The organism is Streptomyces sp. MGP-BFMKR1 (assembly GCF_057766585.1).
This window is the reverse complement of sequence record NZ_CM173408.1, coordinates 1372317-1396458: the sequence shown is the minus strand read 5'-3', so window position 1 is coordinate 1396458 and position 24142 is coordinate 1372317. Positions and strand designations below refer to the sequence as shown.

The window sequence follows — 24142 nt, the reverse complement described above, 5'->3', positions numbered from 1 at the left end:
TCAGGCGTGGCAGGCCACCGGGCGACCGCCGTTGAGCACCGCCATGTCGGCGAAGGCCGCCGCCACGTCCAGCGGGGCGCCCGGCGGCAGCCCCTCCAGCTCCGCGTAGGCCCGGTGCAGGTTGGCCACCAGCCGCTCGCTCTCGCGCAACGCGGCGAACTCGCCGAGGTCGGCCGCGCGCGCCACCTCCAGCGGCGTACGGCCCTCCTTGTGCCCACGCTCGGCCAGCTCGGCCACGTACCGCAGGTAGCGCTCCACCGTGTCGTACACCTCGGGCCCGGTGATCGGCCCGTGCCCCGGCACGACCGTCTCCGCGCCCAGCGCCCGCAACCGCTCCACGGCGGCGAGCGAGCCGGCCAGCGAGCCCATCAGCACGAACGGGGTGCCGCCGTGGAAGACCAGGTCACCGGTGTAGACGACGCGCTGCTCCGGCAGCCACACGATGGTGTCGCCCCTGGTGTGCGCGACGCCCGGGTGGTGCAACCGCACCTCGATCTCGCCGACGTACAGGGTCAGCGAGTCGGTGTAGGTGAGCGTGGGCGGGGCGATCTCGATGGTGCCGAAGTCCACCTCGGGCCAGATCGCGTGCAACTGGCGCCCGTTGGCCAGCGTCTCGGCGCGGCACGCGGCGTGTCCCACGGTGGTGGCCTCGGGCAGGAAGACCCAGTTGCCGTAGGTGTGGTCGCCGTGGTGGTGGGTGTTCACCAGCACCCGCGGCAACGGCGCCCCGCTGGCGAGCACCGTCTCGCGCAGCGCCCGCGCCCGCCGCTCCGTCGCCGCCGTGTCCACCATCACCGTGCTGCGCCCGTCGCTGACGTACCCCGCGTTGTTCAGGCACCAGCCGCCGTCCGGCTGGACGTACGCGTGGACGCCCGCGGCCAGTTGGACGGAGTAGGGCTCGGTGGCCGCCGCCCAGCTGGCGGCGCTGCTGTGGGACATCGTGTCCTCCCGGAATCCTGCGAGTTGGCCGGCTCAGCGTCGCAGCCGAGTACCCCGTCCGAAAGGGCACCTCCGCACTCCCGGCCCGCGCCGCGCGAGTGCGCCGGCGCACGCCCGGGCTACCGCAACATGCCGACGCCCAGCACGCTCAGCAGCGCGGCGCACCCGGCCGCGGCCACGGCCGCCCGTGGGGACAGCGCGGGCGGCCGTGGCGCGGCCAGGGCCCGGATGCGGCGCTGCCCCACGGCCAGCAGCGCCAGCCACACCAGCCCGGCCAGCGCCACCGCCAGCACCGCCAGCGGCCGTGGCCCCTCGACCACCGCCTGCCGGCCGGCCAACACGCCCACCACGGCGCCCGTGAGCGTCGTCCGCCGCCACGCCATCCGGGTCCGCTCCGGCTGGAGGCCCGGATCGCGCGCCGGCCGGTCCACTAGCCGACCCCGCCCAGCGCCACGACCAGCACCATCACCACCGACATCAGGCCCACCGCCAGCGCGAGGACGGTCGGGAAGCGCGAGATGGGCAGGTCGTCGCCGCGGCGCATGGCCCGCTCGCAGCGCAGCCAGTGGTTGACCGCGCGCAGCGCGCACAGCGCGCCGCCCACCAGCAGCGCGATCGCCAGCACGGTGCGCAGCGGCCGGTCCTGGTCCGGCAGGAACTGGTCCACCGCGAAGCCCCCGCCGATCAGCGCGAGCGCCGTGCGCAGCCAGGCCAGGAACGTGCGCTCGTTGGCGAGCGAGAACCGGTAGTCGGGCGTCCGGCCCTCGGCCCGCACCTGGGCCGGCGCCCACCACAGCCCGACCTCCGCGCGCGCGGCCCGCCAGCGCCCGCGCCGGCCGGCCGGCGCGTCCTCCCGGTCGCGGCCGGGCCCGCCGGGTGCCTGGCCGGCGGGCGAAGGGGCATCGCGGGAGGTCATGACGGCAGAGCATGAACGTTCATGCCGCCGAGCCTAGCCCCGCCCACTCCGCTCGGCGCCCCGAGGCCACCCGCGCGCACGGCCCGGACCCCGACGCCTCGCCGCCCGATCACCCCCGCGTCACCGGCCCGCCCCCGGCGCGCCCACCGGCGCGTCCCCGGCGCGCCCCAGTCCCCGTCCCGGCGCCACCAGGCCCCGCCCCTGCTCGACCTCGTTCGGCGTCAGGCCCGGGCCCCGTACGCCGTCGGGCCCCCGGCCCCGTCAGCCCGCGTCCGCCGGTCGGGCGGCCCGCCAGGCCAACAGCCGCTCGTACGCCTCCGCGCCGTCCGGCACCCACTCCCACTCGCCCAGCCTGGCCGCCAACTCCTCCTCGGTGAGGAAGGCGTGCCAGGCGACCTCCTCCACCTGCGGGTCGACCGGCAGATCGCAGCGCACCTCGTACACGTGGCACCACCAGGACTTGCCCGGGCGCTCGAAGCAGAAGGCGAACAGCGGCGTCGGCGCGGGCAGCCCGCTGACGCCCAACTCCTCCTCGGCCTCGCGCAGCGCGGCCTCCTCGTACGACTCGCCCGCCCCCACCACGCCGCCCACGAACATGTCGTACAGCCCCGGGAAGACGAGCTTGCGCTCGGTGCGCCGGTGTACGAAGACACGGCCGGCGGCGTCCCTGGCCAGGATGAACACGCAGCGGTGCCGCAGCCCGCGGGCGTAGACCTCGCCGCGTGGCGCCTGGCCCACCACCTGGTCACGCTCGTCCACGACGTCCAGTACCTCATCCGCCGACCGGGGCGTCTCATCAGCCATGCGGCCATCCAACCAGCACCGCCACCACGCGAAGACCCCGTCCGGACGGTTGACGCCATACCAGCGGGTAACGAGGATCGGGCGGGCGACGGGCGCCCGGCCCGGCGCAGGCCACCGGGCCAGGTGCCGCAGGGGCGGGCCCCGACGAGGACGGAAACCATGGCGTACGACGCTGATGTCATCGTGGTCGGAGCGGGACTCGCGGGGCTCGCCGCCACCGCCGAACTGGTCGACGCGGGGCGCACGGTCATCCTGCTCGACCAGGAGCCCGAAGCCTCGCTCGGCGGGCAGGCGCACTGGTCCTTCGGCGGCCTCTTCCTGGTCGACTCGCCCGAGCAGCGTCGGCTGCGCATCCGCGACAGCCACGCGCTGGCCTGGCAGGACTGGCAGGGCACGGCCGGCTTCGACCGCCCCGAGGACCGCTGGCCGCGCCGCTGGGCCAAGGCGTACGTGGACTTCGCGTCCGGTGAGAAGCGGGCCTGGCTGCGCGCGCTGGGCGTGCGGTTCTTCCCCGTCGTCGGCTGGGCCGAGCGCGGCGGCTACGACGCCACCGGACACGGCAACTCGGTACCCCGCTTCCACATCACCTGGGGCACCGGGCCCGGCCTGGTCGCGCCCTTCGAGCGGCGGGTGCGCGCCGGCGTGGAACGCGGCCTGGTCCGCCTCCGGTTCCGGCACCGGGTCACCGGACTCACCAGCACCGGCGGCGACCTGGACACCGTCAGCGGCGAGGTGCTGGCGCCCTCCGGCGCCGCGCGCGGCACGCCCAGCGGTCGCGAGGTCACCGGCGCCTTCGAACTGCGGGCCCAAGCGGTCATCGTCACCTCGGGCGGCATCGGCGGCAACCACGAACTGGTGCGCCGCAACTGGCCCCGCCGCCTCGGCATGCCGCCGGCACACCTGATCTCCGGGGTGCCCGAGTACGTGGACGGGGCCATGCTGGGCGTCGCCGAGCGGGCCGGCGCCCGCCTGATCAACCGCGACCGGATGTGGCACTACACCGAGGGCGTCGCCAACTGGGACCCGATCTGGCCCCGGCACGGCATCCGCATCCTGTCCGGGCCGTCCCCGCTGTGGGTGGACGCGCTCGGCAAGCGGCTGCCGGTGCCGCTCTTCCCGGGCTTCGACACCCTGGGCACGCTCGAACACATCATGCGCACCGGCTACGACTACACCTGGTTTCTGCTCACCCAGAAGATCATCGCGAAGGAGTTCACGCTCTCCGGCTCCGAGCAGAACCCCGACCTGACGGGCAAGAGCGTCCGCGGCGTGCTCGGCCGGGCCGGTGGCGGCGTGCCGGGCCCCGTGCGGGCCTTCATGGACCGTGGCGAGGACTTCGTCGTCGAGCACAACCTGACCGACCTGGTGCGCCGGATGAACGAGCTGACCGAGGCCGACCCGCGGCGCAGGTCCGGCCACATCGACGAGGGCGAACTGCGCCGCGAACTCGCCTCCCGCGACCGCGAGCTGACCAACAGGTTCACCAAGGACCTCCAGGTCACCGCCCTGCACGGGGCCCGCGGCTATCTCGGCGACCGCCTCATCCGCACCGCCGCGCCGCACCCCATGCTCGACCCCAAGGCCGGCCCGCTGATCGCCGTGCGGCTCAACATCCTCACCCGCAAGACCCTGGGCGGCCTGGAGACCGACCTCTCCGCACGGGTGCTCACCGACGACGGCTCACCCCTGCCCGGCCTGTACGCGGCGGGGGAGGCCGCCGGGTTCGGCGGCGGCGGGGTCCACGGCTACCGCGCGCTGGAGGGCACCTTCCTCGGCGGCTGCCTCTTCTCCGGCCGCGCGGCGGGCCGCGCGGCGGCAGCGGCGGTCGACTAGGCCCGCCCCTGGCGCGGCGCGCCCCCTACCCGACCCCTAGTTGTCCGTAACACGCCCCCGTTCGCCGTGACACGCCGCCCACCTCCCGTACCGCCCGCCGCGCCGGCCGACCCCCGGCACCCGCCCACCGCGTACGGTGCGCCGTCCGTAGGGCGAGCCCCGCCACGTGTCGGAGGGCACGCCGCCGAAACGGGCCCCACCTCGTGCGACCGCGCGGCAGGCCGGCCGCAACGCCCCTCGTCGGGCCGCGAGTTGACTGCGCGCTGACACCGCCGGTGCACCGTCGGTGAACAGCGGCGTCGCGACGGGAACCCGGGGCCGGCGCGGGGCGTTCGGCATAAGGGTTCGGGAAGGTTTGGCCCAGCGCCCAGGACACGAGGACGTCACGGAATCCGAGGGGCGTCTTCCGGCCTTGACGCAGAGCAGTGACTACCGGTTTGCTGTCCGTGATCATTCGCCGTCGGCGGCGCTGGCACCCGGGGCCACCGATGGGCCGGGCACCCCCGCGCGAGCTGACGCCGCGGCGGGGCTGGAGGTGACAGCGTTGTGGAGGAACTTCACGGATGACGCCTCCTCGACGCCCCTTCACCCGCCCGTGGCGCAGGGACCGACTGGCCTTCGACCCCGCGCTGGACGACGCCCCACTGGCCGCCGCCCGTAACGCGCTCGCCCAGGGGCGCTGGGGCGCCGCGCGGTCGCTGCTCGCCGAGACCGGCGACGACTGGGACCGCAGGGGACATCGGCTCGTCGTCCTCGCCGAGGTCAGCGCCTGCGCCTCCTGGGCCAGCGACTGGCAGCGCGCCGAGCCCGACAGCGCCTGCGCCGCGGCCCTGCTGGCCTGCGCGACCGCGCTGCGCGCCGTGCGCGGCAAGGCGCGTTACGCGACGGCGCGCGAACAGGCCCTGGCCGCCGCCCGGATGGCCCCGGCCGACCCCTCGCCCTGGCTGGCACAGCTCATCGCGGCCCGCACGCTGGGCAGCGGGGACGACTGCGCGCGCGCCTTCGACCAGGTGCGCGCCCGGCACCGGGACCACCACCACGCCCACCACCTGATGGCCACCTACCTCGCCGAGCGCGGCACCGGCGGCGGCGACCCGCTGCACGAGGTGTACGACTTCGCCGACTGGGCCGCCGAACAGGCGCCGGCCGACTCCCCGCTGGCCGTGCTCCCCGTGGTGGCGCACACCGAGCGGTACCGCGTCCTGGCCGCCGCCGGCCACCTGCCCCGCGACCCGCGCGAGTCCGAGCACTGGTCCACGCGCAAGGCCCGGCAGGTGATGAAGGCCGCCTTCGACTGGTGGCTGGAGTGGGAGGGCGAGGGCCACCCGAGGCAGCAGATCGACCTCAACTACCTGGCGCACGCCAAGTTCCACGAGGGCCGCCTGGCCGAGGCCGCCGCCCTCTTCCACCGCATCGGCCCGCACGCCACCCGCGCCCCCTGGTCGTACGCCGACCGCGACCCCAAGCAGGAGTTCCGCGCCGCGCGCACCGCGGCGCTCGGCTCGCCCTGACGCACTCCCCGCACCTCCCCGCACTCCCGTGGAAAGGACCGCTCCGCCATGAAGACGGGTAGCCCACGCGGGCGAGCGGCCACCGCGGCCGAGGGGCGGGGGCGCGCCCTGCGCGCGGGCCGCATCGGCACCACCGGGCTCCTGCTGTCCGTGGCGGCGGCCAGCGCGCCGATGATGGTCGTCGCCGGCGTCATGCCGACCACCTACGCGGTGCTGGGCATCGTCGGACAGCCGCTGCTCTTCGTGCTCCTGGGCGTCGTGCTGATGTTGTTCAGCTTCGGCTACGCGGAGATGGGCCGGCACGTGCAGAACGCGGGCGCCTTCTACGCCTACATCGCCCGCGGGCTCGGCGGCACCGTCGGCGCCGCCGCGGCCGTGCTCGCCCTGGTCGCGTACAGCACGTTGCAGGTCGGCATCTACGGCCTCTTCGGGTTCGAGGTCGCCGGGCTCGTCGACGAACACCTCGGCCTGCGTGTCGGCTGGTGGGTCCCGGCCCTGGCCGGCGTGGCGCTCGTCGGGACCCTCGGCTGGTTGAAGATCGACCTCAACGTGCGGGTGCTCGGCGTCCTGCTCGTGGTCGAGGTGGTGTTGGTGGCGACGTTCGTCGTGGTCGGCCTCGGCGACCCCGGCGTCGACGGCCTCTCCTCGGCCGCCTTCGACCCCGACACCCTCACCGGCGCCGGGCTCGGCACCGCGCTGTGCTTCTGCGTCGCCTCCTTCACCGGCTTCGAACAGGCCCCGGTGTACGCGGAGGAGACCACGCGGCCCCAGGCCGTCGTCGCCCGGGCGATGTTCCTCGCCGTGGGCTTCGCCGCCCTCCTCTTCGCCCTCAGCTCCTGGGCGCTCGGCGTCGCCGCCGGCCCCTCGCGCGTGGTGGCGCTCGCCGACGCGCAGGGTCCGCACATGCTCTTCGCGCTGACCGAGGATCGTTTGGGTGGCACGTTCACCAACATCATGCACGGCTCCTACGTGACCGGTATGTTTGCCGCGATGCTCAGCTTCCACAACGTCGTGGCCCGCTATGCCTTTGCCATGGGCCGCGAGGGATTGTTGCCTTCCGTATTCGGCCGCACCGGCAAGTTCAGTGGTGCACCCACCTATGGGTCCGCACTTCAAACCTTCTTTTCCGTGGCAGTTGTTGCCAGCTTCACGCTCAGTGACGAAACGGGCTTCGGTGACCCGACCGTACCGGTGCTGCGCCTGTTCACCTGGTGCGGCAACGTCGGCGCGCTCGGCGTCATGGTCCTGATGGCGACCGCGAGCGTGGCCGTCGTCGCCTTCTTCGTACGCCGTGGCGCCGCCCGCCCCCAACTGGCCCGTATTGCCAGCTCAGGGCTTGCCGCCGGAGCGCTGATAGTGATCACCTGCTACGCCGTCAAGGACTTCGACGTGCTCCTCGAAGCCGAGCCGGACTCCGCCCCGCGCTGGGTGCTGCCCGGTGTCGTGGGCGCCACCATAGTGATCGGAATTGGTTACGGATGGTTGCTGCGGATAGCGCGGCCCGCCGTGCACGCCGAAATAGGCAGGGGCAATCACGCGTTCCAATTGGAGAAGGTCGCGACCGCTCCAGGGAAGGCGAATAAGCCCTCCGCCGCCGCGTGAAAACGCCTTAGTCGCTCGACGCGCCACCACCACCGTCCCGCGCACCCGATAACCCATTCCCGGCTGGGCCGTGCGACTTTTCCGCATGCCCGTTTCACGAAACCGCCAACGCGCCGGTGCACCGGCCCGTGGCTCTCACCTGCCGTGCTCCCACGGCACCCCCATGCCGTCATCCGGCGGCACGGACACCCGCGACGTACGCGCGACCCGCGCGCGTGACGAACACGAAGGAGCCCGCATGACCTGCTGCGAATCCTCGGTCTCGGACGCGAAGGCACTGGCGCATCCGCTCGATCCGCTGACCGCGGAGGAGATCGCCACCGCCCGGCGCGTCCTCGCCGAGGCGGGCAAGATCACCGACGACACCCGGTTCCCCCTCGTCCTGCCGCACGAGCCCGACCGGCACACCGTCGCCTCACACCGCCCTGGCGACCCGGTCGTACGCCGGGTACGGGCCACCCTGCTCGACCGGGCCAGCGGCGCCGCCGCCGAGGCCATCGTCGACGTGACCGCCGAGGCGCTGCTCTCCTACCGGTCCCTGGACGCCACGAAGGAGGGGCAACCGCCCATCCTGTTCGGCGAGTTCGACCTCTGCGACGAGATCGTCAAGAACGACCCGGGCTGGCAGCGCGCGATGGCCGACCGCGGCATCACCGACACCAGCCTGGCCGTCGTCGCCCCGCTGGCCGCCGGCGACCTGGTCATCGACGGCGAGCCCGGGCGCCGGCTGCTGCGCTCGCCCACCTACCTGCGCTGCTCCAACTCCGACAACGCGTGGGCGCACCCGGTGGCCGGACTCGTCGCCGACGTGGACGTCATCGAGCGGCGCGTCGTGCGCCTGATCGACACCGGCGCCGTGCCCGTGCCCACCGAATGCGCCCGGTACGAGCCGGAGTTCACCGGCCCGCCGCGCACCGACGTGCGACCGCTGCGCATCACCCAGCCCGACGGCCCCTCCTTCCACCTCACCGGGCACCGGATCGACTGGCTCGGCTGGAACATGCGCATCGACTTCAACGGCCGCGAGGGCCTGGTGCTGCACCAGATCTCCTACCGGGACGGCGACCGCGAACGCCCGGTGCTGCGCCGCGCCTCGCTCGCCGAGATGGCCGTCGCGTACGGCGAGGCCGACGAGGCCCGCAACTGGGTGGCCTTCCTGGACGGGGGCGAGTACACCCTGGGACGCAACGCCAACGCGCTCCAACTCGGCTGCGACTGCCTCGGCGAGATCCACTACCTGGACGCCGTCGTCGCCGACGACTTCGGCAACCCCGAGACGTTGACCAACGCCATCTGCATCCACGAGGAGGACATCGGCCTGCTCTGGAAGCACACCGACATCTTCAACGACATGGCCGCCCACAGCCGCCGCGCGCGACGACTGGTCATCTCCTACATCGCGACCGTCGGCAACTACGACTACGCCTTCTACTGGTACTTCCACCAGGACGGCTCCCTCGCCTTCGAGGTGAAGTCCACCGGCATCGTCCAGACCACCGCCGTGGAACCCGGCACCGGCTCGCCGCACGGCACGGAGATCGCGCCGGGCCTGGTCGCCCCCTACCACCAACACCTGTTCTGCGTGCGGCTCGACGTCGCGGTGGACGGCGACCGCAACTCCGTGCACGAGGTGGACGCGGTCCCGGTGCCGCCCGGCCCGGCCAACCCGAACGGCAACGCGTTCACCATCCGCACCACGCCCCTGACCGACAGCGCCGACGGCGCCCGGCTCGCCGACCCGACGACCTCCCGGCACTGGCGGATCTCCAACCCGTCCGTACGCAACCGCGTGGGCCAGCCCGTGGCGTACGCGCTGATCCCGCAGCCGAGTCCGGTCCTCCTCGCCCAGCCCGACGCGGCGGTCACCCGCCGCGTCGCGTACGCCACCAAGCACCTGTGGGTGACCCGGCACGCCGAGGACCGGCGCTACCCGGCGGGCGACTACCCCAACCAGCACCCGGGCGAGGCGGGTGTGCCGCGCTGGACGCAGGCCGGCGAGTCGCTGGAGGACACCGAGCTGACCGTGTGGCACACCTTCGGGCCCACCCACCTGCCCCGGTCGGAGGAGTGGCCGGTCATGCCCGTCGACCACTGCGGCTTCACCTTCCGCCCCACCGGCTTCTTCGACCGCAACCCGGCCCTGAACCTGCCGGCCGAGCAGAAGATGTAGGCACACCCTCGCTGTACTTGGGAGCGCTCCCATGAGTAACAAGTGTCGCAATAGCTAACAAAGCGCACGGTGCGCACCGCGCGTGACGACGCACGCGCGACGTATCACGACGCACCGCACGCCGTCGCGGCTCCCGGGCCGCGACGGCGTGTGCGTTCCGGCCGCGTGGTCAGGCGTGGGCGGGTGGTCGGGCGTGGGTGGGCGGTCAGGCGTGGGCGGGCGGGAGGCACACGCCGGCTCGGTGGCGCGCGGCCCGCGGCGGTGGGCGCGCGGCCGGGCCGTCAGTCCTCCAGGGCCTCGCGGACCCGGCGCGAGACCGTGAAGGCGTAGAGGTCGAGCACGCCGGGCGGTTCGGCGATGCCCGGGCCGCCCGCGCGCAGCCAACTGGCGATGTCGGCCAGTGCGTCGTCGTCGTTGACCAGGCCGAGCCACACCGGCCGCCCACCCGCCGCCCGGCCCTGTGGCGAGGGCTGCACGACCATCACATTGGCCTGGTCGCACACGTCGAGGCAGTCCGAAGCGCGTACCGCCGCCGAGGTTCCCACCGCCTCGCGCAGCCGGGCGATCTGCCCGGCGTGGTCGACGCCGGGCACCTTGCGCGCGTCGCCGCAGCAGCAGCCACGACAGACGGTCACCTTGCAGGCAGCGGCGGCGGCCCGGGGGGCCCGGGAAGCGGCGCGGCGAGCCTCGGGGGCCCGCCGGTCGGCGTTGGAAATCATCCGACCGATGGTACGCGGCGCCGCTGGCCAGCAGGGTGAGACGCCTGCCACGTCCGGCCACGTCCGGCCGCCTCCCCGCACGGTCGGCCGCGCCCCATCGGCCACGCACGGCCGGGGCGCGGGCGGCCGGAGCCGAGGGGCCGGAGGCGTCGCGCGGTACGGGCGTGCTCCCGCGCCGGGACGCGGCCCCGGGGCGGCCCGCTCGCCCGGTGGGTGGGTCCTGCCGCGTCCGATCAGCCCATTGGCGGGTGCCCGGGGTGCCGACCGCCGCGAAGCCGGGAAAGGTTGATGTTCCGTCATGTCCAGCGGGCCGGCCGTGGAGGGGTGTGCGGCCAGCCCGTGTGCGAACAAGGGAGTCCCAGGTGAGACAGGTAGTCCGGCTTCGGCCGTCGGCATGGCGCGGCGTATCGGTGACCGGCGGGATCGCGGCGCTGGCCCTCGCGCTCGGCGGCTGCCTCCCGCACGACGTGGCCGCCCCGGCGCCGCCCCCCGCGGCCGAGCCGCACCCCGCCGCCGTCGCCGCCCCGCGACCCACCGACCCGCGCCCGACCACCCCCGCCCCGACGCTCGCCGACGACCATGCCGACGCCCGCCCGACCGCCCCAGCCGATCGAACCGATCGGGCCGGGCCAACGCATCGCGCGGAGCGCGCCGAGGACCCGGACCCGGGCTGGGTCCCGAACCCGCACTGGGACCCGGATCCGGACCGGGACCCGGATCCGGACGGCCTCTCGGGCGAGTTGTGGCACGACCCGAGCAGCGCCGCGGCCCGCCAGGTACGGGCCTGGCGCGCCGAGGGCCGGTTGGCCGAGGCGAGGCTGCTCCGGGCCCTCGCGGACCAGCCGACCGCGGAGTGGATCGGCGACCAGCCGCGACAGAAGGCCCACCGCGTCACCGAGTCCGCCCGGGCGAGCGGGCGGACGCCGGTACTCGTCGGCTACCACATTCCGTACCGGGACTGCGGCAACCACTCGGCGGGTGGCGCGCCCGACGGCGCCGCCTACCGGCGGTGGGCGCACGACCTGGCGGCCGGCATCGGCGACCGCGAGGCGCTGGTGATCCTGGAGCCGGACGCGGTGGCCCAGGTGGTCGACGGCTGCGTACCGGCCGAGCTGCGCGGTGAGCGGCTCGACCTGCTCCGGCACGCGGTGGTCACGCTCTCCGGGCTGCCGGGGACGCGGGTCTACCTCGACGCGGGCAACGCGGGCTGGGTACCCGACCCGGCCCGCCTGGTGCCCTCGCTCCAGCGGGCCGGCATCGCGTACGCGGACGGCTTCGCGCTGAACGTGTCCAACTTCCACACCACGCGGGCCAGCGTGGACTACGGCCAACGGCTCTCCCGCCACCTCGACGACGCCCACTTCGTCATCGACACCTCCCGCAACGGCCGCGGCCCCGCGGAAGACGACGGCCTGGGCGACACCTGGTGCAACCCACCCGGCCGAGCCATCGGCCAACCCCCGACCACCCGAACCGGCCACCCCCGCGTGGACGCCTACCTCTGGATCAAGCGCCCCGGCGAGTCCGACGGCACCTGCCGCGGCGGCCCACCGGCGGGGCAGTGGTGGCCCTCCTACGCGCTGGAGCTGGTGCGGAACGCGGGCGGGTAGCGGGTCGGATGGGGGCGCACGCCATGCGGGTCCGGTGCCGGGCGCACCGGACCCGCGTGGCGCGACCGGTGTCCGCGGCCTCCGGCGGCCACCCGGTGCGAAGGCAGGCGGGCCGCCCTCAGCCAACCAAGGCGGCGCCCCGGCCAAGGAGGCCGGGGCGCCGGGTGACGTGCGTGGGGTGGGGGTCAGGGCAGGTGGACCCACTTGGCGACGGAGGGGACGCCTTCGGCGTTGGTGACGAAGAGCATGTACCAGCCGGGTGGGGTCAGGGTGCGGTCGTCGGGGATCGAGAGGGTGACCGCGTCCTTGTGGTGCTTGACGCCGAGTTGGATGGAGCGCTGCTCGACGTCCGTGGTGTGGGTGACGGCGCTGGGGCGCATCAGCTTGGCGTGGGTGACGCGCTCCGGGTGTCGGGTCTGGAAGGTGGCCCGGCCGCCGCGCCGGAGTTCCTTGGGGCCGGCGCCGAGCGCGGGGCGGTCCTTGGCGTACAGGTACGGCGGGCTGTAGATCTCCACCCGGCGTTCGAAGGTGCCCGGCTGGGTGTTGGCCCGGTCGGCGTAGAGCGGGTCGGAGCCGAAGGTGGCGACCCGGCCGTCGGGGAGCAGCAGCGCCGACGAGTGGTAGTTGCGCCCCACGGTCGGGTCGGCGGCCTTCTCGAAGGAGTTGGTGCGCGGCGAGTAGATCTGGGCCTTGTGGACGTCGCTGTCGCCCTTGCCCCGGTAGTCGCTGGAGCCGCCGGTGGTGAACACCGTGTCGTCCGGCAGGATCACGCTCGACAGGTAGCGGGTGCCCTGCGGCAGGTCGGGGCCCTTCACGTAGCGCTGCGGGCTCCGGTTCAGGTCGACGACGGCCGTACGGGGCGTGGACTTGCTCGACTCGCCGACGCCGCCTCCGCCCAGGATCATCACCTTCTGGTCCTGGGCCGGCGGCAGCAGCACCGAGGTGGAGGTCTCGGTCTGGTCGGTGTCGGTGAGCCCGGGCACCCGCTGGAAGGTGTTGTGGCGCAGGTCCCACAGGCCCGGCACGCGGCCCTTCTTCGCCGGCCCGTAGCCCGCGTTGGAACCGGAGTAGAAGAGCTTGCCGCCCTTGGTGAGGAAGAGCGCCGGGTAGGTCGGGAAGTAGCGGCGCGGGGCCTTGGACCACTTCTTGGTCTTCGGGTCGTAGATCTCGTTGATGCCGTTGATGATCTGGCCGACGTCGTCCAGGCCGGAGACGGCCAGTACCCGTCCGTCTCCGAGCGTGACCAGCGTCGGGTACCAGCGGCTCTCGTCCATCGGGTCGACCGGGATGTAGCGCTCGGACTCCGGGTCGAACTCGTAGGCCGCGTTGATGCCCTGGTAGTCCTGCTTGTCGAGGGTCATGGCCTGTGCGAGGCCGTAGACGTCCCGCGCCGCCTGGCCGGTGAGGCCCTGGATGGCGTACTGCGCCGGCTTGCTCCGGAGGCCGGACTTGCCCTTCCTGACCGATTCGACGAAGACCCGGGTCTCGCTGGCGGTGACGGTGACCTCGCCGCCCTTGCGCTTGCCGTTCTTGTCCTTCTTGGGCACCTTCTTGGCGGCGTCCACGCGGAAGTCGCGGGTGGCCCGGTAGCGCTTGCCGTCCGGGGCGCGGAAGACGGTGCCCTTGGCGAAGCGGCGGGCCCGGTCCGGGTCCTCGTTCTTCACCAGCATCGGGCCGGCGGCCCGCTCGACCTCGCCGTCCAGGACCTCGTAGCGCGCCGTGCCGCCGGCCACCAGCATGTTGCCGCCGGGCAGTTGCGAGTGCCCGCCGCAGAACAGGTCCTCGGGCGTGGGGATCAGCTTGAAGGTGTCCTTGGCCGGGTCCCACAGCAGGGTGTCGAACGTCCCGGCGTCGAACCGCTTCTGGTCGTTGCCCGAACCGGCGATCAGGAGCACCTTGCCGGAGCGCAGCAGGGCCGCGTGGATGGCCCGCACCCGGTACTTCTCCGGCACCGAGAGCAGGTCCCAGTGCCCGTACTGGGCCTTGTAGCCGGGTTGGTTGATCTTGTACGCGTGGTAGGTCCGCTCCGCGTAGCTCACGGCGGCGGGGGCGTTGAGGCCGGCCAGTACGACCATGGCCGTGACGCCCATGGCGGTGGTCCGGGCCCGTGGGGTGATCATGTAGCGCACAGCGAGTCCTTGTCTGCCGTCGTGACGTCTGCCGTCGCGGCGTCTTGCGCCGTTGCCGTGGTGGTGGTCTGTGGTGCCTCCGTGGTGGGTGCCGGGGCGGAGGTGGGTGACGGGGGCGTGGGGCTGTCGGCGCGGGCCGCCGGGAGGGTGGCGGTGGCCGGCCGCGCGGCGTGCCGTTCGCGCAGCAGCCCGCCGTACCACAGCGCCGGCGTGGCCAGGCACAGCAGCACCGCGAGGAACGCCCAGATGCACATGGCCATGTGGGTGTGGCCCAGGAAGGGCGCCGCCAGGAGCGAGCCGCCGAAGACGACGGCCCACAGCAGGTGGATGCGGAAGGTGGCCAGCCGGTCGGGGCTGGACGAGTCACCCTTGGGCGTCACCACGAACCGGCTCTTGCGCCGCAGCACCGCGTCGCACAGCGACTTCGCGTAGATCGGCGCGGAGATCGCCGACAGCGCCATGCCGGCAGTGCCGGAGGAGCCGCTCGGCTCGTGCGGGCTGACGTTGTGCTTGCGGTTCCAGATGTACAGGCCGATCTGGAGGGCCGCCGCGTCGCTGTAGAGCATCAGCCAGATCTCGGAGGAGATCTGGATGCCCGACGCGCCGAGCCCCAGGAACAGGGTGCAGGAAAGGGCGGAGAGCATCCAGTTGAGCGCGGACATGGGATAGAAGGTGACCAGCAGCGAGTAGTTGAGCAGCTTGCCCGGGGGCAGCGTGGGAATGCCGCGCCAGTACTGCTTGAGCACCGTTTCGTACGTGCCCCGGCTCCACCGCAGTTGCTGGGTGAAGAAATCGGTCCACGCGGTGGGGCCCTCGCCGACGGCCAACACGTCGGGCGTGTACACCGAACGCCATTTGTTGCCCGTCTCCGGGTTGCGCGTGCGGTGCAGCTCGAATCCGGTCGCCATGTCCTCGGTGATGGAGTCGTACAGCCCGCCGATGCTCTTGAGCGCGCTGATGCGCACGGCGTTGTTGGTGCCGACGAACATCGCCCCGTCATAGGCGTTCCCGGCGCGCTGGATGAGCGCGTGGAAGAGGAACTGCTGGCTTTCCGCCGCCTTGGTGACGGCCGCGTCGTAATTCCCGTAGACCTGCGGGCCGACGACGAACGCGACGTCCGGGTCGCGGAAGTAGCCGAGCATGCGCTCCAGGAAGTTCGGCAGCGGCACGTGGTCGGTGTCCACACAGGCCATGAATTCGTAGGCGTCGCCGTGCGCGTCCAGCCAGGAGTTGTAGTTCCCGTGCTTGGTCTTGGCCCGGAAGGCGCCCGTGGGCTGGTTCCAGCGGGCCACGCCCTTGCGCGAGAAGTGCCGTACGCCGAGTTTCGCGCACAGTTCCTTGATCTCCGCGTCGTCACCCTCGTCGAGCAGCCACACGTCCACGAGGCCGGGGTGCCGCAGCCGGGTCGCCGCCTCAAGGGTGGCCCGCACCATCGCCACCGGTTCCTTGCCGGGGACGAAGCTGGTCAGGAACGCCACCCTGGTGCCGGGCGCGGCGTGCACCGGGATCGGGTCCCGGGCCACGAGGGTGGCATGGGCGTTGGAGACCACCGTGAACAGCCGGAACACCTCGATCAGCCCGATGGCCACGAGCATCACGGTGTCGGCCGCCGTCTCCCAGCCGGAGACGTAGTCGCGGTGCACCCAGTGCTCCGGCCGCAGCAGCCAGACCAGCAGGATCGCCGAGACGGTGGGCGCCGCCGCCAGCAACAGCGCGGCCCGCACCCGGTGCGGCTCCTGGGCCAGCAGGCTGCGGTAGCGCACCCGGTACGGGGCGTCCGCCGGCGGCTCCGTCAGCGGGCCCGCCAACTGGCTGTAGCGGTCGTAGTCGTAGCGTGGCGCGGGGGTCCGCTCGGTGGGTCGCGCGGGGGCCGCGCCCTCCGCGTCGCCTCCCTTGGCCGCCTCGTCTGACTCGTTCGCCTCGTCTGCCTTGCCCGTCTCGTCCGCCTCGCGCGTCCGGCTCGCCTCGCTCGCGTCTGGGGCGTTGCTCGGTTCGCTGGGCTTCTCGGGGTCGCTGGAGGTGGCGGCGTCACTTGAGTCGCTGGCCTCGCTGAGGTTGTCCGAGTGGCCACAGCCGTCGGCGTCGTCGGCGTCGCCCGCGCTGCCTGTGGGTCGCGCGTCGTCCGTATCGCTTGTGCCGCGTGCGTCGTCGGCGTCGTCGGGGTTTCGCGCGTCGACAGTCGAGCCCGCGTCCGCCGTGTCGTTCGCGGTGTCGGCGGTACTGGCGGTATCGGCGGTATCGGCGTTCGGGGCGCCGTCCGTTTCGGGTGTGGCGTCCGGGTCGGATACGTGGCCCGGGTCGGTTGCGTCGTCCGGGTGGGAATTCTCCGCGCACGGGTGGGTTTCCGCGTCGGTGGTTTCCGCGCGGGCGGGTTCCGTGTCGGGGGAGTCCGTTCCCGTGGATTTCGTATCGGCCGCGTTCGCGTCGGTGGCTTCCGGGCGGCCGGTTTCCGGGTCGCTGGTTTCCGGTTCGCTCGTGTCCGCGGTGGCCGAGTCGGCTCGGTGGATGGTCGCGTCGTTCGGCTGGCCGTCGGTCGGGGTGGCTTCCTCGCGCGGGGCCGCGGGGGTGGGAGCACCGTCCTGCGCCGCCGCGGGTGCCGGCGGTCGGTGCCCGGGTTCGCCGCTGCCACCAGCGGCGTTGGAGCCGGCTGGTGGGCCGGTGTCGGCCGGTGGGCTGGCTCCGGTGGGTTCGCTGGCACCGCTGGAGTCGAGGGGTTCGCCGGCGGTGGCGGGCCGGGCGGCCCGGGCTGCCGCCTTGCCGCCTTTCGCGCGCGAGGCGGTGGCGTTCGCCTTTTTGTTGGCGCGGGCGGATTCGCCGGCCTCTCGCTTACGGCCCCCGCGCACCTTCTTCTTGGGTCGGGGCACAGCATCGTTTTTCTTGGCATTTTTCGCTGACGCACTGACACGGCTGTACGCAGCCAACGCGGCCTCCCGCAGAAACGAGCCACGAGCTACCTCGCGGCAGCGATAGCCCATTTGGTCTACTCGTCGTCTCATTCGACAGAAAAGGACCGTAACAACGACGTGGCCGGGATCGGCTTATATCGGATGATCGGCGCGCCGCGCTCTCGGGCGCTAAATGAGTGAGGAACAGAAAGTCACACTGTCGGCCTATCTGCGCGCGTCTCGCGTGAATTGGTTTTGGCTTTCTGCCATGGTGTGGCCCCCTCAGCTCCGTGCATTCCGGAGCCACGCCACCGCTGAGAACCGCTGTTGGGGAGCCGTGCGTGCCGCAAGACAATCACCCGCCACGAGACGACCGTTCGTCGCGCGGGGGCCAGATGCCGAGTAGGGGCTCCGCGCCGGGTCGGCGCGCGGCCCCCGGCGCGGACCGGGTGCCCGGGCACGGCGCCGGCGCTCCGCTGACGGTGCTGCACGTCTCCCAGCCGGTGACCGGCGGGGTGGCCCAGGTGGTCACCGACCTCGTCCGGGGTCAGCGCGCCGACGGGCTGCGCCCGGTGCTCGCCTGTCCGCCGGGCGGCACGCTGGCCGCCGCGGCGGAGGCGGCCGGGGCCGAGGTGCTGTGCTGGCCGGCGCGCCGGGCCCCCGGGCCCGGACTGGCCGCCGAGACCGCGCGCCTGGCCCGACTCGTCCGCGAGGTACGCCCCGACCTGGTGCACACGCACAGCGCCAAGGCCGGCCTGGCGGGGCGGCTCGCGGTGCGCGGCCGGGTGCCGACCCTGCACCAGCCGCACGCCTGGTCCTTCGACGCGGCCGACGGCGCGCTGCGCGCCGCCGCCGTGGGCTGGGAGCGGTACGCCGCGCGGTGGGCCGCCCGGGTGGTGTGCGTGAGCGAGGACGAGCGGCGCCGCGGCCAGGCCGCGGGGATCGCGGCCCGCTGGGAAGTGGTGCCCAACGGCGTGGACACCGACCGCTTTCCGCCGGCCGACGCCGCCGCGCGGCGCGCGGCCCGCGCCGCCCTGCCGGCCCTGCGCGAGGTGCCGGCGGACGCGCCCCTCGTGGTGTGCGTGGGGCGGCTGTGCCGGCAGAAGGGGCAGGACGTGCTGGTGGCTGCCTGGCCCCGGATCGCGGCCCGGGTGCCCGGCGCGCACCTGGTCCTGGTCGGCGACGGCCCGGCCGCCGCCGCCCTGCGCGGCGCGGCGTCGCCCGACGTCCGCTTCGCCGGCGCCACGCGCGACCCCGCGCGCTGGTACGCCGCGGCCGACCTGGTCGTCCTCCCGTCCCGCTGGGAGGGGATGGCCCTGGCGCCGCTGGAGGCGATGGCCTGCGGCCGGCCGGTCGTGCTCACCGACGTGACCGGCGCCCGCGAGAGCCTGCCACCCGGCCACGCCCCGCACTGCCTGGCCCCGCCCGCCAACCCGGGCGCGCTCGCCCGCACCGTCGCCGCCCTGTTGGCCGACCCGGCCCGGCGCGAGCTGCTCGGCGCGCGGGCGCGGCGGCACGCGCGCGAGTGCCACGACGTACGCCGCGCGGTGGCGCACGTGGCGCGGGTGTACGCGGCGGTGCTCGGCCAGCGGCCCGAGCCGGCGGCGCGACGCGGCGACCCACCCGGCGGCGCGGTACGTGACGGGTTGGTCGCTGGCGAGGTGCGGCCCAGCGCGGTCGCGGCCGGCGCGGACCCGGTGCGTACCGTCGCGGCACGCGCGGCGGAGCGTACGGTCGCCGGTCGGACGGCGGCGGGCGGGGCGGGCGTGGTGCCCGGGGGCGCCGGTGGGCCGGGTGTGGGTGGGTCATGACGACGGAGAACGTGGAGCTGTCCGACTCGGCTGGCGCGCTGGACCAGTTGACGGCCGACCGCCAGCCGACGGTGGCCGTGTGCGCGCCGCGGAGCGGCGCGGGTAAGCCGGCCACCCGCCGACGGCGCGGCCTGGCCTGGCGGCACCTGGCGCCGCTGGCCCTGCTCGCCGCCGACGGCGCGGCCACCGTCGCCGCCCTGCTCCTCGCGGACGCGGACCAGGCCGCGCGGGCGGCGGCGCCCGCGCTCGGCGTGCTCGTCGCCCTCAACGCGCACGCCGGCCTCTACCGGCCGGGGCTGTCCACCGCGGCCCTGGACGAACTGCCGTCCCTGCTCTGGCACACCGTCCTCACCTGGTGCGTGGTGACCACCGGGCTCGTCGCCCTCGACCAGCCGGACGCCGCCCGGTGGGGGCCCCTGCTCGCGCTGCTGGCCGTTCACGCGCCGCTGCTGTGCGCGGCGCGGGCCGTGGCCCACCTCGGGCTGCGCCGGCACCGGCGCCGCGCGCCGTGCCCCGCGCTCGTGGTCGGCTCGGGCCCGGTCGGCGAACGCGTGCTGGCCACCCTCGTCGCCGCCCCCGGGTACGGGCTGCGCCCGGTCGGCCTCGTGGCGGCGGGGCCCGCCCCCGCCCCCGGCGGTCCGCTGGCGGCGGGTGCCGCCACCGCCGCGCCCCTCGCCGCGGGCTCGCCGTCCGCGGCCGGCATCGCCACCGGCACCCTGGCCGCGGGCGCCCTGCCGGGGCCGGGCGCCGGGGCGCTCACCGAGCCCGAGCCGCCCACCGCCCCGGGCCCCGGGGCGGCCCGCGCCGCCGGCCCGGCGCCCGAGCCCGTGGTCGGCTCAACGATCGGGATCGCGACGGGCCCGGCGCCGGGGACCGCGCCAGGGAGCGCGACAGACGCCGTGCCGGCGCCCGCGGTGCCGGTGCTGGCCGGGCACGAGGACATCAGCCGGGCCATCGCCCAGCACGGCGTACGCGCCGCCGTCCTCACCCGGACGCCATGGGAGGACCCGCAGGTCGCGGCGTTGCTCGGGCTGTTGCGGGCGCGGCGGTGCACCGTGTGGCTGGTCACCGCCCAGCCCGATCCGGCGCTGGCACCCGCCCGCTCGACGGTCCCCGACCACCTGTGGGGCTTCGCCTGCCGCCGCCTGGCGCCGCCGCCCCGGCACCGGATCGCCGCCCTCGGCAAGCGGGCGCTGGACGTGTGCGCCGCGGCACTGGGACTGGTCGCGGTCGCCCCGCTGCTCGCGGCGTGCGCGCTGGCCGTGCGCTGCTCCGACGGACCCGGGGTGCTCTTCCGGCAGGAGCGCGTCGGGCGCGACGGCCGCCCGTTCGTGGTGCTCAAGTTCCGCACGCTGCGCAGCGACGCGTTCGAGTCGGCCACCCGCTGGAGCGTCGCCGACGACCAGCGGATGAGCGCCGTGGGACGCTGGCTGCGCCGCACCTCGCTCGACGAGCTGCCGCAACTGTGGAACGTACTGCGCGGCGACATGAGCCTGGTCGGCCCCCGCCCCGAACGCCCCTACTTCGTCCGCGAGTTCAGCCAGCGCTACCCCGCCTACCGGGCCCGGCACCGGATGCCCGTGGGCATCACCGGCCTCGCCCAGGTGCACGGGTTGCGCGGGGACACCTCCATCGAGGACCGGGTGCGCTTCGACAACCACTACATCGAGACCTGGTCGCTGTGGCAGGACGTACGCATCCTGCTGCGCACCGCGGGCTCCCTCTTCCGCTGCGGGGGGAGCTGACGATGGGCCAGGGCGCCGGCCCTGCGGTCGATCCCGACTCCGCGCCCCGGAGCGCGGCGCACGGGGCGCGGCACCCCGCGCGCCCCCACCTGCCACCGGTCCCCGCCCACCAGACGCCCGCTCAGGCGCCCGGCCACGCGACGACCGCCCACCAGGCGCTGGCTCACGAGACACCCGTCCACCGAGCGCCCGCCCATCGGGCGCGTGCCGTCCTGCGCGCCGTGCCCTGGCCGGTGCTGCCCGCCGTCGCCACCGTCCTGTTGCTCTGCCTGCCCGACCAGCGCGGCGACGTCGGCGGCGGCCCGCACGTCACCCCCGCCGACCTGGCGTCGGTGGGGCTCGTCGGCTACTGCGCCCTGCGCGTACTGCGGGACCGCGCGCGCCCGCTGACCCGTACCGCCGCCGTGGTGCTCGGCGCGCCCGCGCTCGCCGTGGCCGTCGCGACCGTGGCGGCCGACGACCCGTCATCGGCGCTGACCGGCTTCGCGCGCTGCACGCAGATCTTCGTGCTGGTGCCGATCGCGGTGGTGCTGCTGCTCCGCTCCCGCCGCGACTTCCGCTGGGTGGCCGGGGCGGTGGTGGTGCTGGCGGTGGTGCAGGGCGTCGTGGGCGTACGGCAGTACGTCACCGGAACCGGCGCCTCGTACGCCGGACGCGACGTGCGGGCGGTGGGCACCTTCGGGCCGCTGGACGTGATGGCGATGGCGACCACCGTGGGGTACGGGGCGGTGATCGCCCTGAGCGTCGGCCTCGCCCTGCCGCCGACCCGCACCGGCGCGCGCTGGCCCCGCCGCGCGGCGCTGTGCTGCGCCGCCGCGCTGCTGGTGCCGCTGGCGCTGTCGTTCAGCCGGGGCGCGTGGATCGCCACCGCGTGCGCCGGCACGGTGGTGCTGTTCCTGCACGGGGCGCGCCGCGCGCTGCGCGTCATGGCGGCGCTGGCCGCGGCGGCGGTGCTGGCGGTGTGCGGGCTGGGCGCGGGTTCGGGGCTGATGGCCGAGCGGCTGGACAGCATCACCCGGGTCTCCGCCGCGCCCGACCGCTCGGTCACCGACCGGTACAGCCTGTGGGCCGCCGCCACCGACATCTGGCGCGACCACCCGGTGACCGGCGTCGGCCCCAAGGGCTTCGCCGCCCACCGCGACGGGCACGCCTCGATCGGCCTGTCGGCGGCCAGCGACACGGCGGGCGCCGGCCACGCCTTCCAACGCGAACCGCTGCTCTCGCCGCACAACATGTACCTGCTCGTCCTCAGCGAACAGGGCCTCATCGGCGCCGTCGCCCTGCTCGGCTGCTGGTCGGCCCTGCTGCTGTGCGGCCTGACCCGGCTGTCCACCCTTCGCCGAGCGGGGCACACGCCTCTCCCCGGGCACGCCGCTATGCCTCCGCCGACCGTTGCCCCGGGGTCCGCCGCTTCGGGGTGCGCCGCCCCGGGGTGCGCCGGCGCGCGGCGCGGTGCGACCGGCTGCGGTGCGGCGGCCGTCGGCCTGCTGGTCTGGCAGGCCGTGGACTTCCTGTACGCCGACATCGGCGGCCCCACGACCGTGTTGACCTCGGTGGTACTGGGGCTCGCCGCGTGGTGGGCGCTGTCGCCGGCCGCGCTGCGCGACGCGCCGCCGACGCCCGGCGAACGGGCTTCTACGACGCCCGCGTCCGGCCCGCCCCGGGCCGGGCTCCGTCCTCCCTACGGCCGCACCGCTTTCCACACCGCCAACGCGGCGCACCCGTGCGGGCCCCCGTCGGGTCCGCCCTCGCCGCGCCAGGCGAGCACGCCGCGCGGCTGCCCGAACGCCCACGCCGAGGAGGTGCGCCGATGAGCGACCCGCACCACACGCCGGGCCGGGCCAACCCAGCGCCAGCCCCGCAACGGCCCCCGCACCCGCCGGTCCCCCCGTCCGACCCGACCACCTCACCCCCATCTGCCCCGACCAGCCGGCCGGTTGACCCGCCCGCACGAGATGGCACGCCCGGTACGGCTGACCCGACCGCGCGGGGCACTTCCCCCGACGCTGCCAGCCCGAGCACCCCCACCGGCCCGGCCGGAGCGGCGGGGGCCGCTCCGGCCGGCAAGCCCGCTCCGTCGGCCGGGTTCGCTTCATCTGGCGGGTCCGCTCCATCTGGTGGGCCTGCTCCGTTGGCCGGGCCCGTTCCGGCCGGTGGGCCTGCTCCGTTGGCCGGACCCGCTCCATCTGGCGGGCCTGCTCCGTCGGCTGGGCCCGTTCCGTCCGGTGGGCCTGCTCCGTTGGCCGGACCCGCTCCATCTGGCGGGCCTGCTCCGTCGGCTGGGCCCGTTCCGTCCGGTGGGCCTGCTCCGTCGGCTGGGCCCGCTGCGGCCGGCGGATCCACTCCGTCCGGTGGGCCTGCCCCGTTCGTCGGGCCTACTTTGTCCGGTGGGCCCGCTCCGTCGGTCGGACCCGCTCCATCCGGTGGGCCCGCTCCGTCGGCTGGGCCTGCCCTGTCCGGTGCGCCTGCTCCGTCGGCCGGACCCGCTCCATCTGGCGGGCCAGCTCCGTCGGCCAGACCCGCTCCGTCCGGTGGGCCCGCTCCATCTGGTGAGCCTGCTCCGTCGGCCGGGCCTGCCCCGTCCGGTGCGCCCGTTCCATCCGGCGGGTCCGCTCCGTCGGCCGGGCCCGTTCCATCCGGTGGGCCCGCTCCGTCGGTCGGACCCGCTCCATTCGGTGGGCCCGCTCCATCCAGTGCGCCCGCTCCGTCGGCCGGGTCCGCTCCATCCGGTGGGCCTGCTCCGTCGGTCGGACCCGCTCCATCCGGTGGGCCTGCTCCGTCGGCCGGGCCTGCTCCGTCGGCTGGGCCCGCCCCATTCGTCGGGCCCCCTCCGTCGGTCGGACCTGGCGCGCGGCGGCCCGTTGCCCGGCTGACGTGGCTGGGCCCGCACGGAGCGTCACTCGACCCGGTCGACCCGGGCGGCGACGGCCTGTCGCCCCTGCTCGCCTCCGCCCCCTCCCCGGCGGCCTTCCAGGTGACGTCGCCCTACCCGGTCGTGCCCAGCGCCTCCACTCGGCCGGACACCTCGCGCACCCCCGTGGAACCGGACGCCGCGCCGAGCGCCCGTACCCGGCCCGCGCCACCCACCACCCCGTGCCCGCCCCCGGTAACCGACCCGGCACCCCCTCCGGGGCCCGGCCCGCGCCCGTCGTCCGTCACCCCCGGTAAGCCGCTGCCCCCACCGACGCCTCCTCGCGGCCCCGCCACCCCGTCCGCCGCACGGGCCGCCGCCGCGACACCCGAACCGTCCACCTCGGCCATCTCCTCCATCTCGTCCATCTCGTCCACCTCACTGACCTCACCGACCTTGTCGGCCTCGCGCGCTTCCTCGGCCTCGGCCTCCCCGGTCGCGCCCGCCCCCGCCCCCGCACGGTCGAGCGTCCCCGCGGGCCCGGCCCGGTCGCCCCTCCCACCGGTATCCCGAGCCCCGCACGACCCGGCCGTAGCGCCCGCGGCGGCACCCGCGCG

Annotated in this window: 17 protein-coding genes; 8 read left to right on the top strand and 9 right to left on the bottom strand. The window is 74.9% G+C overall.

The window, feature by feature from the left end:
* The 4 genes from AC3CHW_RS05315 to AC3CHW_RS05300 form a co-directional block, all read right to left on the bottom strand.
* Entirely contained in the window at positions 1-939 is a 939-nt protein-coding gene (locus tag AC3CHW_RS05315; protein WP_488469717.1) for an MBL fold metallo-hydrolase, read from the bottom strand.
* Positions 940-1058: 119 nt separating this feature from the next.
* On the bottom strand, positions 1059-1370 hold the full coding sequence (locus AC3CHW_RS05310) for a DUF202 domain-containing protein (protein WP_398612374.1): 312 nt from the start codon (positions 1368-1370) through the stop codon (positions 1059-1061).
* On the bottom strand, positions 1370-1855 hold the full coding sequence (locus tag AC3CHW_RS05305; protein ID WP_488469716.1) for a YidH family protein: 486 nt from the start codon (positions 1853-1855) through the stop codon (positions 1370-1372). The genes AC3CHW_RS05310 and AC3CHW_RS05305 overlap by 1 nt, the downstream gene beginning before the upstream one ends.
* Positions 1856-2116: 261 nt before the next feature.
* On the bottom strand, positions 2117-2659 hold the full coding sequence (locus tag AC3CHW_RS05300) for an NUDIX hydrolase (protein WP_217196949.1): 543 nt from the start codon (positions 2657-2659) through the stop codon (positions 2117-2119).
* Between the two features lie 159 nt (positions 2660-2818).
* Here AC3CHW_RS05300 and AC3CHW_RS05295 point away from each other — a divergent pair, with 159 nt between their 5' ends.
* The 4 genes from AC3CHW_RS05295 (at position 2819) to AC3CHW_RS05280 (ending at position 9775) form a co-directional block, all read left to right on the top strand.
* Entirely contained in the window at positions 2819-4492 is a 1674-nt protein-coding gene (locus AC3CHW_RS05295; RefSeq protein WP_488469715.1) for an FAD-binding dehydrogenase, read from the top strand.
* A 563-nt stretch (positions 4493-5055) separates the two neighbouring features.
* Positions 5056-6003: a hypothetical protein gene (locus tag AC3CHW_RS05290; RefSeq protein WP_459249907.1), complete on the top strand. Its 948-nt coding sequence runs from the start codon at positions 5056-5058 to the stop codon at positions 6001-6003.
* Positions 6004-6051: 48 nt separating this feature from the next.
* Positions 6052-7605 (top strand): APC family permease, encoded by a 1554-nt coding sequence (locus AC3CHW_RS05285; protein ID WP_488469714.1) that lies wholly within the window; start codon positions 6052-6054, stop codon positions 7603-7605.
* 238 nt (positions 7606-7843) lie between these two features.
* On the top strand, positions 7844-9775 hold the full coding sequence (locus AC3CHW_RS05280) for a primary-amine oxidase (RefSeq protein WP_488469713.1): 1932 nt from the start codon (positions 7844-7846) through the stop codon (positions 9773-9775).
* 281 nt (positions 9776-10056) lie between these two features.
* Here the strand turns inward: AC3CHW_RS05280 and AC3CHW_RS05275 are convergent, their stop codons facing one another.
* Positions 10057-10494, bottom strand: a complete 438-nt coding sequence (locus tag AC3CHW_RS05275) for a (2Fe-2S) ferredoxin domain-containing protein (RefSeq protein WP_359324513.1) — start codon at positions 10492-10494, stop codon at positions 10057-10059.
* A 362-nt stretch (positions 10495-10856) separates the two neighbouring features.
* Here AC3CHW_RS05275 and AC3CHW_RS05270 point away from each other — a divergent pair, with 362 nt between their 5' ends.
* Positions 10857-12104: a glycoside hydrolase family 6 protein gene (locus tag AC3CHW_RS05270; RefSeq protein ID WP_488469712.1), complete on the top strand. Its 1248-nt coding sequence runs from the start codon at positions 10857-10859 to the stop codon at positions 12102-12104.
* 185 nt (positions 12105-12289) lie between these two features.
* On the opposite strand, the gene glxA is transcribed toward AC3CHW_RS05270, so the two are convergent.
* Together glxA and AC3CHW_RS05260 are read right to left on the bottom strand one after the other, a co-directional pair.
* Complete coding sequence (gene glxA, locus AC3CHW_RS05265; RefSeq protein WP_488469711.1) at positions 12290-14233, bottom strand: radical copper oxidase GlxA; 1944 nt, start codon at positions 14231-14233, stop codon at positions 12290-12292.
* On the bottom strand, positions 14221-17097 hold the full coding sequence (locus AC3CHW_RS05260) for a glycosyltransferase family 2 protein (protein WP_488469710.1): 2877 nt from the start codon (positions 17095-17097) through the stop codon (positions 14221-14223). The genes glxA and AC3CHW_RS05260 overlap by 13 nt, the downstream gene beginning before the upstream one ends.
* Positions 17098-17513: 416 nt before the next feature.
* Here AC3CHW_RS05260 and AC3CHW_RS05255 point away from each other — a divergent pair, with 416 nt between their 5' ends.
* The 3 genes from AC3CHW_RS05255 (at position 17514) to AC3CHW_RS05245 (ending at position 22488) form a co-directional block, all read left to right on the top strand.
* On the top strand, positions 17514-18929 hold the full coding sequence (locus tag AC3CHW_RS05255; protein ID WP_488469709.1) for a glycosyltransferase: 1416 nt from the start codon (positions 17514-17516) through the stop codon (positions 18927-18929).
* Entirely contained in the window at positions 18926-20674 is a 1749-nt protein-coding gene (locus AC3CHW_RS05250; RefSeq protein WP_488469708.1) for an exopolysaccharide biosynthesis polyprenyl glycosylphosphotransferase, read from the top strand. Before AC3CHW_RS05255 ends, AC3CHW_RS05250 begins: the two co-directional genes overlap by 4 nt.
* A 221-nt stretch (positions 20675-20895) precedes the next feature.
* On the top strand, positions 20896-22488 hold the full coding sequence (locus tag AC3CHW_RS05245; protein WP_488469707.1) for an O-antigen ligase family protein: 1593 nt from the start codon (positions 20896-20898) through the stop codon (positions 22486-22488).
* Between the two features lie 561 nt (positions 22489-23049).
* Here the strand turns inward: AC3CHW_RS05245 and AC3CHW_RS05240 are convergent.
* Positions 23050-23490: a hypothetical protein gene (locus AC3CHW_RS05240; RefSeq protein WP_488469706.1), complete on the bottom strand. Its 441-nt coding sequence runs from the start codon at positions 23488-23490 to the stop codon at positions 23050-23052.
* A gap of 169 nt (positions 23491-23659) precedes the next feature.
* A complete protein-coding gene (locus AC3CHW_RS05235) occupies positions 23660-23953 on the bottom strand; it encodes a hypothetical protein (RefSeq protein WP_488469705.1) in 294 nt (97 codons plus the stop codon).
* Positions 23954-24142: the final 189 nt, after the last annotated feature.